The sequence below is a fragment of the Cyclobacterium qasimii M12-11B genome, assembly GCF_000427295.1.
GTDB lineage: Bacteria > Bacteroidota > Bacteroidia > Cytophagales > Cyclobacteriaceae > Cyclobacterium > Cyclobacterium qasimii.
In genome coordinates, this window is sequence record NZ_ATNM01000141.1 from 54,290 (window position 1) to 66,542 (window position 12,253).

The 12,253-nt window shown below is 37.5% G+C and carries 7 protein-coding genes and 2 pseudogenes; 8 read left to right on the forward strand and 1 reads right to left on the reverse strand.

What is annotated here, in order from left to right; translation table 11 throughout:
* Positions 1–40: 40 nt before the first annotated feature.
* From rny to ADICYQ_RS17985, 6 genes and pseudogenes are all read left to right on the forward strand, one after another.
* Positions 41–1,605 (forward strand): annotated as a pseudogene (gene rny / locus ADICYQ_RS17960) (ribonuclease Y).
* A 382-nt stretch (positions 1,606–1,987) separates the two neighbouring features.
* Positions 1,988–3,130 carry a hypothetical protein gene (locus ADICYQ_RS17965; protein WP_146947764.1) on the forward strand — a complete coding sequence of 381 codons (1,143 nt, stop codon included), beginning with the start codon at positions 1,988–1,990 and terminating at the stop codon, positions 3,128–3,130.
* A 60-nt stretch (positions 3,131–3,190) separates the two neighbouring features.
* Positions 3,191–6,291: pseudogene (locus ADICYQ_RS17970) on the forward strand (efflux RND transporter permease subunit).
* Between the two features lie 222 nt (positions 6,292–6,513).
* Positions 6,514–7,704, forward strand: coding sequence for a hypothetical protein (locus ADICYQ_RS17975; protein ID WP_051160273.1), 1,191 nt, complete (start codon positions 6,514–6,516; stop codon positions 7,702–7,704).
* A gap of 546 nt (positions 7,705–8,250) precedes the next feature.
* Positions 8,251–8,829 carry a hypothetical protein gene (locus tag ADICYQ_RS17980; protein WP_040416999.1) on the forward strand — a complete coding sequence of 193 codons (579 nt, stop codon included), beginning with the start codon at positions 8,251–8,253 and terminating at the stop codon, positions 8,827–8,829.
* A 180-nt stretch (positions 8,830–9,009) separates the two neighbouring features.
* Positions 9,010–9,585, forward strand: coding sequence for a helix-turn-helix transcriptional regulator (locus tag ADICYQ_RS17985; protein ID WP_040417001.1), 576 nt, complete (start codon positions 9,010–9,012; stop codon positions 9,583–9,585).
* 13 nt (positions 9,586–9,598) lie between these two features.
* On the opposite strand, the gene ADICYQ_RS17990 is transcribed toward ADICYQ_RS17985, so the two are convergent.
* Complete coding sequence (locus tag ADICYQ_RS17990) at positions 9,599–10,195, reverse strand: porin family protein (RefSeq protein ID WP_040417002.1); 597 nt, start codon at positions 10,193–10,195, stop codon at positions 9,599–9,601.
* Positions 10,196–10,524: 329 nt separating this feature from the next.
* Between ADICYQ_RS17990 and ADICYQ_RS18000 the strand changes: the two genes are divergently transcribed.
* Positions 10,525–11,568 carry a ParM/StbA family protein gene (locus tag ADICYQ_RS18000; protein WP_262485380.1) on the forward strand — a complete coding sequence of 348 codons (1,044 nt, stop codon included), beginning with the start codon at positions 10,525–10,527 and terminating at the stop codon, positions 11,566–11,568.
* Between the two features lie 4 nt (positions 11,569–11,572).
* Positions 11,573–12,133: a bactofilin family protein gene (locus tag ADICYQ_RS18005; protein ID WP_020892786.1), complete on the forward strand. Its 561-nt coding sequence runs from the start codon at positions 11,573–11,575 to the stop codon at positions 12,131–12,133.
* Positions 12,134–12,253 lie beyond the last annotated feature (120 nt).

A 12,253-nucleotide genomic window follows, 5' to 3' on the forward strand; every position in this document is an offset into this window, starting at 1 on the left:
AGTTACCCATTCTATCCGGTAGATAAACTCAAATATATCTATGGGAATTTCAATATACATTATATTATCCGGCGCTTTAGGCGTTTTGATCGGGGCGGTCCTGGCAGGATTAATTATTAAAAATAATAGTAAGAAAATTGAGGATGAGGCTCGCGAAAAAGCCAGAAGCCTAGTCCGTGAAGCGGAGATAACAGCAGAGGGCGTAAAGAAAGACAAGATACTTGAGGCCAAAGAAAAATACCTTAAGCTGAAAACAGATTTTGAAGAGGAAGTAGGGAAAAAGAAAACATTCTTATTACCAATGAGAATAAACTTAAGCAACGTGAGCAGATCCTTTCCAAGGAAATGGAGCAAATCAAGCGTAAAGAAGCTGAGTTGGACAGTAAAAAAGAAAATCTCAATGCCCAATTGCATGCCGTTCAAGTGCGTAAAGATGAGCTTGATAAGGTAACCCACCAACGCATAACTGACCTTGAGAAGGTAGCGCTACTCACTAGAGAAGAAGCCAGAGAGCAGTTGGTAGAAATGCTTAAAGATGAAGCAGCAACCAAGGCTTCATCACATATCAAGGATATCCTGGATCAAGCCAAGCTAAGTGCTACCAAACAAGCCAAGAAAATTGTTTTGGATACCATACAGAGAACAGCAACTGAGCATGCAATAGAGAACTGTGTGTCTGTGTTTAATATTGAAAGTGATGATGTCAAAGGTAAGATCATCGGTAGAGAAGGAAGAAATATCAGAGCACTAGAAGCTGCTACAGGAGTAGAAATTGTCGTTGATGACACACCTGAAGCGATTATAATTTCTGGTTTTGACCCTGTAAGAAGAGAAATCGCAAGACTGTCACTACATCGTTTGGTTCAAGATGGAAGGATCCATCCAGCACGAATTGAAGAAGTGGTCGCAAAAACCGAAAAGAATATTGATGAGGAAATCATCGAAATTGGAGAAAGAACATGTATTGACCTTGGTATCCATGGATTGCACCCAGAACTAATCAAGATGGTTGGAAGGATGCGTTTCAGGTCTTCCTATGGTCAGAACCTTTTGCAACACTCCAGAGAAGTGGCCAAGTTGTGTGCTACCATGGCTGCTGAAATGGGCTTTAATGCCAAGATGGCGAAAAGGGCAGGTTTGCTTCACGATATTGGCAAGGTATACCCTGAAGAAGCAGAATTGCCTCATGCAATTTTAGGTATGGAGCTTGCGAAAAAATACAAAGAGCATCCTGAAGTTATCAATGCTATAGGTGCTCACCATGATGAGATAGAAATGACGTCTATGTTATCGCCTATTGTTCAGGCTTGTGATGCTATATCTGGTTCACGTCCTGGAGCACGTAGGGAAATTATGGATAGCTATATCAAAAGGCTTAAAGACCTTGAAGAACTTGCTTTAAGTTTTGAAGGAGTAAATAAGTGTTTTGCGATGCAGGCTGGTAGAGAATTGCGCGTAATGGTAGATGCTGACAATGTAAGCGACACTACTGCAGGTAATTTGTCTTTTGAGATATCTCAAAAAATCGAAAAAGAAATGCAGTATCCTGGACAAATAAAGATTACTGTAATTAGAGAAATGAGGTCAGTGAATTACGCCAAGTAATAGCTGATAATTAATAAAATTAAGATTGTTTAAAGGGCAATTATTCGTTTAGGATAATTGCCCTTTTTTTTGACCTCATTGTTCCAATAGCATAACAGCCTCTTTCGGCTTGAAGGGGGAGTTTTATAAGTTGCTTTTCGCCTATAATAGATTTCATATTTATAAGTAGGCTATTATTTTTGATTTTGAAATTATTTTTTAGTTTTAATAGAATTACCCTAACCTATTTTGGCTTAGGATGATATTGTTGGACAAAAGTCTTATCCAATCAACAGTTTGGGGGCCAAGACTTGGTTGTCTAGGCAAGGAATCTTTGATCAGTCAGCATTTTTGACCTGATTCTATTGTCTAGGAGTTTATGAACCCTTCAGGATCAATAATCATGAGACATTTCATACTTCTATATTTTACGCTGCTTTTACTGATCTGTACCCAGTTGGCTTGCTCCTCAGGTAACGAGAAGAGTGTAGAACAAAATGATGTACCGCCATTTATAGTAACAGATAGTCTGGTCGTAGATTATCTCGGAAACTTAAACATTGTGGATATCAAGCCGGACAGGTCTGAATACTTGATGTATGATCCCCAAAGAAAAGAATTCTTACGTATTAATAAAGATGGTGACATAATTCTAAGCAAAAATCTATCATCGGATGGTAAAGATAGTTTTGGCAATTATTTTTATGCCGCAAATTACTATGGTAAAGATAAACTCTTGATTTTCCCCTACTCTGGTGGTATTTATACTTATGATTTACAATTTAATCTATTAAGGAAAGAAGATCTATTTAATATTTTCACCAACTCTTTAGGAAGTGGACAGGCAACACATCTTGTAGGTGATAAATTATTTTCTAATAAGTACCCTGAAAAAGCTTCTGAAGATCTTTATGCACATGAAGATTACCTTGCTCGCCATCCTTTCCTTACAGTGTATGACCTCGACAAGAAAGAAGTAATAGCAGAACAATACATTCCTAAGGAATCACAAATTATTCAGCATCCGGGCAAATACAAGGAACCGGCACCTCATTCAATTGTGATGGGAGATGAATTGTATTTGTTATTTTCCAATTCTCCTGAAATTTACAAATATTCTTTTCCCGAGTTAAAATTGCTTGGTCAGGTGGCTTTAAAACCCTCTGATAAATATGTTCAGGTTAAGCCATTTCCAGTGGAAGGTTTAGGGAATGGTGTTTTCAACGATTTGGCGGGATCTGAATATTTTCACTTTTCAGCATCCAACGGCTATTTGCTTACTGGGTATTTGGGGGCGGCACCGCAGGACAAAGTAGATGCATTGCCGCAAAATTTATTGGGTGGAGAGGATTTTATGGCCTTGGTAAAAGAATACAAGGTCCCTTATTATCAAATTTTAAAAGGGAATAAAATATTATGGGAAGGGCAAAATAACATCCGCTTTAGATTTAAAGGAGGTTATCTTTTTGCTAATAGAGACATTAACCAACCTCTAGTTGAAGTAGAAAAGGATCATGTGGTATATTATTTTTATGAAATTGGGTAATAGTATTCATGACCAAATGGCGCATATTTATTTAATAGGTACTTTACATAAAGGATTTAAATGACACCTTTTCGATTAGTTATCCTCTTTTTTGTGGCCTCAATCATAGGGATCGCATTGATACCCAAACTGTCTGTGGATCTCAATCCTCCAGAAAAGGAGCCCATATTAAATATCAGTTATGGTGTTCGTAATGCATCGCCTGAACTGGTGGAGAAATTGGGCACTTCTCCTTTAGAGGGCGCTTTTACCCAACTGTCGGAGCTGAAAAAAACCACCTCAGAATCGAATTACAACGCTGGAAATATTCAATTGCGCTTTGACAAAAGTACGGACATGGACTACAAGAAATTTGAAGTCGCAGCTTTGATTCGTCAGGTTTTTCCTTCACTGGATAGCAAGGTCAGCTATCCAAATGTTACCCAATCGTCACAAAAAAGCATTCAGGAAAAAAAACCTATTCTAACCTATAGCATCAATGGACCATTTGCCTCTTTTGAAATCAAGAAAATTGCCGAGGATATTCTTGTAACTGGATTGAATAGCTTAGAAGAAATTGAAACCATAGAGATTCGAGGAGCAAATGAGCTTTACTTGTATGTTATTTATGACATACAAAAACTACAGTCTTTAAAGTTTTCCAGGTCTAGTTTAGAGAATAGAATACGGAATTCCTTTGGTCGAAACTACCCTGGGCTGGCGATGAACAATTCCGGTGAATCCATGTTTTTGGAAATTGATCGGTCAATTGCAGATAAGAGCGCTTTAGAGAATCTTTTATTAGGAAGAGTAGAGGGCAAAGCCATTTACCTCAAAGATGTGGCGACCCTTACCCTTCAGGAATCAGCTCCCCAGAGTTTCTATAGGATCAATGGAAACAATTCGGTAAACCTTACCATTACCAATAGGGATGGCGTAAACAAGGTGCTGCTGGCACAAAAGATAAAGGAATTAATGATTGCCTCAGAAGGGAGCCTTCCAGAGGGGTTTGATGTAAGACTGGAATTTGATGACACTTCCTTTCTAGATAAAGAGCTAAAGAAAATATACAAACGATCTGGATTGTCCATATTGATTCTGGTGGTATTTATCTTTTTAATTAACCGTAACCTCAAATATTTACTGACCTTGTTTTTAGGTATAATCGTCAATGTTAGCCTAACAGTGATTATACTCTACTTGTTAAAAGTGAACATTCACATGTATTCATTGGCAGGATTGACCATTTCATTTGGTTTGATTGTCGACAATGCCATAATTATGATTGATCATTTGCACAAGCATAAAAACCGAAAAGTTTTTTTAGCGCTTCTGGCAGCCTCACTTACTACCATTGTGGCATTGTTAATGGTCTTTTTACTGCCTGAAGACGATAGGCGAAACCTTGGTGAGTTTTCTGTGGTGGTAGCCGTAATGCTCGGTGTTTCTTTATTGGTCGCCTTATTGTTTACACCAGCGATGTACGATTTGCTTTTCGGAGCGAAGCAAAAGGCAGTGAAAAGGCTTACCCTGCCTCAACTAAGAAAACGTGTGGTAGCTTTTTCTCGCTTTAGTCGATTTATAGGGTTTACGGCAAAGTTTAGAAAAACTTTTGTAGCCCTGCTGATTTTATTGTTTGGGCTGCCGGTGTTTTATTTGCCATCAAGTTGGGAAGGGCATGAATGGTACAATAAAACGGTGGGGAATAGTTATTATCAGGAAGAGATTAGACCCTATGTAGACAAGTCTCTTGGCGGATCCTTCAGAATGTTTGTTCGTGGTGTATTTGAAAAGTCTTCCTATAGAGAGGCGGAAAGAACCCGGCTTTATGTCAATGCGACCTTGCCATTTGGGAATACCTTGGAGCAAATGAACTTTATTATGACTGAGTTCGAAGTTTTCCTCAAAGGAGTAGAAGGGGTGGATAAATTTGTAACCACCGTTAGATCTGGACAGAATGCGCGCATTGAAATTACTTTTAAAGAAGCCTATGAAACTTCCGCTTTGCCTTACAGGCTTAAGGGGAAGCTTGCAATGAAGTCAACCGATTGGAGTGGTGTTCGATGGGGGATATATGGCGTTGGACAAGGCTTCTCCACAGGTCCAGGTGGCGAAGGGATTCCTTCGTTTCGGGCCGAACTGAGAGGGTATAATTATTCTGAACTTGAAAAACAGTCGGAAATTTTGGCCGAAAAGTTATTGTCCCATAGAAGAATTCAGGAAGTAAATACCAACGAACGGCGGGGTTGGAACGAGAAAAAGACAGAGGAATATGTCTTGCGCTTTGACCAGAAGCTATTGGCGATGGCAGGGGCCAATCAGTATGAGGTGGTGAATGCACTCAATGATTTGTCTCAGCATGAACAACCTTCTTTGTTTTTGGAGGTTGACAATGATATGTATGGAGTGGTAGTAAAAGAAAAAAATCTGATCGTTTTTCAAAGTTTGACATTGAAAATAGTAGTTTGATATCGAGTGAAGACAAGATTTTCAAGGTGTCAGGTTTTGGCTCTCTGAACAAGGAAACAACCACCAATGCGCTTCATAAGGAGGACCGGCAGTATATTCGCCTGGTGTCCTTTGATTATATGGGCTCTGCAAAATTTGGTGGGGAATACCTGGATGAAGTCATGGAAGAAATGAAAGCAGGTATGCCAATAGGTTATTCAATAAGCAAACAAACCAATAATTGGAGTTATGACAAAGCCAAAAGACAATATGGTTTGTTATTGGTGCTAATCGTCGGGATATTTTTTATTTGTTCGATTCTCTTTGAGAATTTTAAACAACCCTTGTATATAATTTTCATTATTCCCATTTCTTTTATTGGCTTGTTCCTGATATTTTCACTGTTCGACTTTTATTTTGACCAGGGAGGGTATGCAGCTTTTGTAATGCTAGGTGGCTTAGCAGTGAATGCAGCCATATTCATTGTCAATGACCTGAATAACCGTACAAAAGGAAACTATAACCGAAACGTACTAAAAGCGGTAGGAGGTAAGGCCACGCCTATATTATTGACAATCCTCTCAACTTGTTTTGGATTGATACCATTTGTAATGGAGGGTCAAGGTGAGATTTTTTGGTTTTCATTGGCTATAGGCACCATTGGTGGCCTGGTGTTTAGTATGGTGGGGGTGTTTTTGGCTCTTCCAGTATTCCTATGGAAGAGAAATGGTTAATTCCTGTGAATTGAATTAGCTCCTCTTAATTTCTAATAGGTCCCAGAGATTTAAAATAATTCACTTTTTGCTGTTATGGCGTAGTCAGTTTGTCGTTATTTAATTATGGGCTGATTATAGCCTGAATTAAAGAAATGCCTCCTTTTAGTGTCTTGTTTTAAATAGTTTTTAATGAACGGTTTTTTAGTGTTCCAGATAAAGGCTTAAACTTAAATTTACCAAATGTTATTCCTTCGAAATTCCTTTGTTATCCTATTGATTGTTTGTGCTTGTTCCTCCAAGAATACAGAAGATGAGCAAGGGCCAGAGCGCAAAATGAAGTTTGTCTTAGTGGACAGTGTTGTAGTGGACGTTCTGGAGCCCCTGGTTATAGATGACCAGCAGTTGTCGGGTGAGGCCTTTTTAATGAGAGGGACAAAAAGTAGAAACCCTTATCTGGTGAGTAAGAATGGTAAAGTCATTAAAGCTTACGATTTACTAAATGAAAGTCCAAATGGAATTGGGTTCAATGGTGCTTTTGGTTACAATTTTTTAGGAGAAGAAAAGTGGGTGGGACTGTCACACGCTTTTTATAAGCAATACCATATTTATAACCTTGAAGGCGAAAAGAGTAAGGTGTTGGATACGATTGATTTAGGTGTTTTTAAACTGACGTTTAGTTTTTATCAATCCTTTTTTTGGGGATTTATAAAAGATGGAGAAGAAGTGCTTTTTGGGATTGAGGACAATTTATTTGATCCAAATTCTTTGTCCAAAGAGAACAGGGACCAACCTATGTATTATGATTCCGTAAAAACGATTTTTACCTATAGGGTAAAAGATCAATTTCTTAAGCAGTTTAATGCCTACCCTGAATCATGGGGTCCAAGGAAAGAGAGGAAGTATGTAGGGAATTCAGCCCCATTTATTGCTTATCATAGAAGCAAGCATCTGATGGCCGTACTCCCTAAAGTGAGTAATCAATTGTTTATTTATGATTTTTCTGGAAATGAACCTGTTCTTTTACATGAGGTAACCCTTACGCATAAGTATAGGCCTCAGATAATTCCTGAAATCGCTGAAGAAGCAGAGTATACTTCTTCTTACCCTCGGTTTACAGCGCTTAGCTTTGTTGGGGATAGGATTATTGCGGAGTTTAAAACCAGGATTCCTGAAGATATTTTGGAACGTTTAATGGTACAATCTTCAAGAGTTGATGATTTACCAGAGTACCAGGAAGCCAAAAAGAACTTTGTGAAGACCTTTTACCTGGTAATTGAGGATGGCAAACAAATAGGGGTAGTGGAAGAACTTCCTGTTCATGGTGTGCTGGATTTTGCCAACGAAAGGGGTGAAATTTTCATTAATGATAACCTTGGACCATTGGTTGAAAGGGAATATAATGTTTTTTATCGGTTAAAACTGGAGAAATAGGTTTCTATAATGCCCTCTTCAGTTAAAAAATATGTGTAAATAGATTTTTATGGTGTTAAAAATAACAAAAAAAATTAAATTTTGATTTTTAGCAATAACATGGTTTAAAATGTGCCTGTGGATTAATACTATGATTCTGTTTTGATCTGAAATGAAATTTAGGAATACATAATATTTCGCTAAATTGTTATGTATAAATTAATTATAGTATATTTTTATTGAATTATTTGCAATTCATTTATTGCTCAATTACATTTGTGTCATACTTACGTAAGTCATAAAAATAGAAGGAGCCAAAAGGGTTCTTTGAAATATTGAAATTCCCGAACCATCAGTTCATATACACGCTAAAAGCGAAATACTGTCAGCCCAGGGTTGAAGCAGTATCCCGGAAACTGATTGAAGGAAGATGAAAATACATCACAGACCACCGATTGCTAGTTCTAGCTCAATTACCTGCCCAAAGTAATTAGCCTCAAAAAAGAAATGTTAGGAAGTTCCTGGCAGAGGTTTTTAAAGTTAACATACCTTTAAAAATTTACGATCATGAGATTAATTATTGCTACAATTCTCGCATTTACATTAACATCAACAGTTTTCGCCACTGCGCCTGTTGAGAATCCTATCGTCACTTTAGAAAAAGTAGGTGATAACAAGTTTCAATTGAAATACTTAGAAATACCTGAGGGTAAGGTAACTGTTGCTATCAAGGACAAAACGAATAGAATTATTTTTAGAGATGTAATTGATGCTGAGAAAGTATTTTACAAAAATTACAACTTGAACAAATTGGATATTGGAAGTTATCAATTAGAAGTCTTCAATGGTAAAGACGGCAAGCTTTCTGATTTTGACATTGTTCTAGATTCTCAAGAAATGGAAAAAACATTTTTTGCCAGAATGATTGAATTGAATGACAAGACGCTTGCTCTTACAATGAGCAACTTGAACGGCGCAAAAAAATCAATCGAAATTTATGACAATGGAAATTTGATTTATGAAGAGGCGATAACAGGCTTGACTTTCGGGAAGAAATTCAAGTTTACAAACCTTGAGTCTTTGAAAAACATAGACGTGAAAATAGTAGAAGAAAATGGAGAGGGCAAATTTATATTTGTCAACTAATAAAAAGTATTAATCGCTTACCACTAACTACCGAAAAGAGGCTGATAAATCAGCCTCTTTTTTTTGTCAAATTTTATTGACTTTTAGGGAAATAAAATACTGTACCGGAAAGTGTGGGCCTATTATGAAAAGGTCATTTAGCTTTTGAAATTTTTTTGCTAAAAGGATTGTTGTTTGGAAATGCATACAATACCTATTACCAATATGGTTTGCCCCAGGTGTGTAATGGCGGTGAAGGATGTGTTAAATGATATGGGGCTTTCTTATGCCGAAGTGAAACTCGGCTCAGCCCTTTTTCTACATGAACTACAGCCACTGCAGCTTCAACAATTTGAAAAAGAATTGGGCTTATTGGGTTTTTCCATTGCTAAAAGTAGAGAGATGGTTTGGGTAGAAACGGTGAAGTTCACCTTAATACAGCTTTTCGAGAAAGAGCCCTCTGCGCTTAACGCTCCAATTTCTCCATTGTTGACAGAAAAAGTGGGGGTTGATTATAGTAGACTTAGCCAATTGTTTAGTAATTCCCAAGGGAAAACTATAGAGCAATATTTCATTGAGTTAAAGATAGAAAAGGCGAAAGAATGGCTAAGTATTGAAGAAATCAATATTAGTCAGACGGCCTGGAAACTCGGCTATGGGAGTGTTCAATATTTTTCTTCCCAGTTCAAGAAAATCACAGGCCTCACACCGAGTGAATTTAAAAAATCTTCTGAAAAACCACGTAAATACCTGGATAGTATCGCTGGTAAAGGATAGTGCTAAGGCCTTATTAAAAAAGCCGGATACCGAGGGATAAAATTAACTGATTTTGTCTTTGATCGGTAGGTAGACCGGCGTAGGATTCTGCAAGTTTCCCCAATGCACCTTCATATTTTAAATCCAATATTAGATTAGCAATGTCCAAACCAATGCCTGCCTGATAGGCAATCGTTGCCTTTTTATAGTCTGGTTCTATGGGTAAGGCGGAGTTTGAAGATAGGTCACTGTCTAATATAAATGCCAGGGTAGGTCCTGCTTGTAGTCTGAAGACTTCTGCGATTTTAAACCCTGCCATAATAGGGACGTCTATTTTGTCAAACTGTGCGGTATAGCTAACCGTGCTGTTCCCTTGTATACTGGTAAATTCCCCACCTGTATTGGTGTACAATACTTCAGGCTGTATAAAGATATGGTTGCCCCCAAGTCTGGCAAAAAGTCCTGCATGGTAGCCTATTTTATCGTTGCCACTACTGAAAGAACTTCCATTTACTGAAATACCCCCTTGCGAAACACCAATTTTCGGACCTATGGAAAATTCTTGGGCCAATAGTGGTGTGTAGGTGAGGATTTGGGAGAGCAACAAGATTATAATTGGCATCCGTCTCATAATATTTATGATTTGGTTGAATAACAAAACTAATAAAATTCAAATGGTAAATGTGAATTTTGGCTTTCGCCAAGTAAAAAAAATCAAACTTTGTAAGAAATTCTTTTATTTTTACCTTTTACAAAAAAATGAACATAAACTTGAGGATCAAGCTTGTTATTTCGCTAAGGTTCCTTTAATTTGTCTTTAAACATAAGGTTCATTACTTGTGTCCTAACATCTGATATTGAACGTTACGTTTTATAGTGTAAATTTGAAAGGTCATTCAGTAAGCCGTTAGTTTTTGAGATTGTTTTATAAGAAAAAAAGGATAACTGTTTTAAAAAAGGATAAAATTAATTTCCATGATAGAAGTAATAAAGTACCCAAGTGTATTGGAAAGTAGTAATCTCGAACTCAGGAATGTGGCAAGAGATTTAGTTTCAGGGCTTAAGATATATCACGACAACATAGGATATTTGGTTGGGGATTTGGCTTTATCCGAAGGAACATCTCCTCATAGAAATATTAACAGTTCTCCAGAGGAGAATGATTATAGAATCTTTTTAAAAGCAGGTCTTTTATTGGCCTCACAAAAGTTAGGTAGCCCGATTACAGTTACCACAGGTTTTCCATTTTCTACCTTTCAGGTGTTTAAAGAAAATGCCTACAGACTTCTTGAGAATGAGCATATTATAGAGTACGATACCCAGACCTTTGGTGGTGGCGGTAAGAAAAAAATGGCTGTTGAAGTGGATAGAGTGGCTGTTATTCCTGAGGTTGTGGGTTGTAGTATGGCTGTTAGACAACTTTACAGTGACGCTCCCAAAAACTTTTTCATGATCAGTTTGGGCTACGGTACTATGGAGGCCATTTTAAGTACAGAAGGTGGTTTGGTTCAGAGATCAAGTGTCTCTACCTTTGGTTTAAGATATGCGATAAACCTGATTACCCGTGAGCTTCAAAAAGACAACTATTTAGATCTGAAAACAGAGCATCAGATTGATCAGTATTTTAGTGAAGGAACAATTATTCTAAACAGAAAACGTTTAGACCTGAAAGAGCTTAGAAAGCAGGTAATAACTCAATACTACAATGATGTTATTTCTCCATCTTTGAGAAAAGCGTTTTCAGATAGTGATTTCACGAAATCAGCAGATATTTATTTAGCAGGAGGAGGAGCAAATTACAGTGAGCTCGTGAATTTGTTTAAGGATGAATTTGATGGCTTATTAAATGTTCACGTTCCTGAATCACCTGAGCAAATGGCATCTATTGGTTATTGCTTCAACAGCCTTGCCATTAATGGAGGCGCTAAGGATAAAGCAGTAGGACTTGACTTAGGAAATAGTTCTACAATATTGACTACTTTTAAACAAGACAAAGGAGATTGATAATATGAAATTTGGATCCAACAAACAACAGAATAAAGAACCCAATGTAGGAAAAGTAACCGTTTTGTCATTGGGGTTTGAACTTACGGGAGATATTATTTCTAAAAGTGATATCAGAGCAGATGGTATACTAGTGGGCAGTATTCGGACAGACAAAAAAGTGGTAGTTGGAGAAAAAGCTTCCATAACTGGAGATATTATTGCCGAAGAAATAAGCATCAACGGCGAAGTGGTCGGTGATCTATACATCAAAGGGGATACTACCGTTTATGCCAATGCAAGGGTGTCCGGTAGTATCATTACCAGTGCTGTGCACATACATAAAGGAGCTCAAATCAATAGCAGTGTACAGGTAGTTACACCTAAAGCCGTAGAGGAAGCTTCTGAATCTAGCAAAATCAATTCAGTGAGCAGAGAGGAACTCTACTCAATGCTGGATGAAAAAACGGTAGAGAAAAAAGAAGTGCCTGTTAAGCCTATTTCAAAACCGCAGGTAAGAACCTATACTGGTACTACTTCTTCAGGTACGGAGGATGACAATAAGGACCTACCAAGAACATGGTAAATTAAAGTGGGAGTATTCAATAAGGTTTATTGAATATTATAAATAAGGGATTGCAACACGTAACAAGGTATTTGCACCTATTTCACATAAGCTTGATAACTAAAAAACTAAAGAGACAAC

Coding starts and splice junctions, on each gene's coding strand:
- ADICYQ_RS17990 (WP_040417002.1), bottom strand. CDS start 10,195: ATGAGACGGATGCCAATTATAATCTTGTTGCTCTCCCAAATCCTCACC.
- ADICYQ_RS18005 (WP_020892786.1), top strand. CDS start 11,573: ATGAAATTTGGATCCAACAAACAACAGAATAAAGAACCCAATGTAGGA.
- ADICYQ_RS17975 (WP_051160273.1), top strand. CDS start 6,514: ATGTTATTCCTTCGAAATTCCTTTGTTATCCTATTGATTGTTTGTGCT.
- ADICYQ_RS17985 (WP_040417001.1), top strand. CDS start 9,010: ATGCATACAATACCTATTACCAATATGGTTTGCCCCAGGTGTGTAATG.
- ADICYQ_RS17965 (WP_146947764.1), top strand. CDS start 1,988: ATGAGACATTTCATACTTCTATATTTTACGCTGCTTTTACTGATCTGT.
- ADICYQ_RS17980 (WP_040416999.1), top strand. CDS start 8,251: ATGAGATTAATTATTGCTACAATTCTCGCATTTACATTAACATCAACA.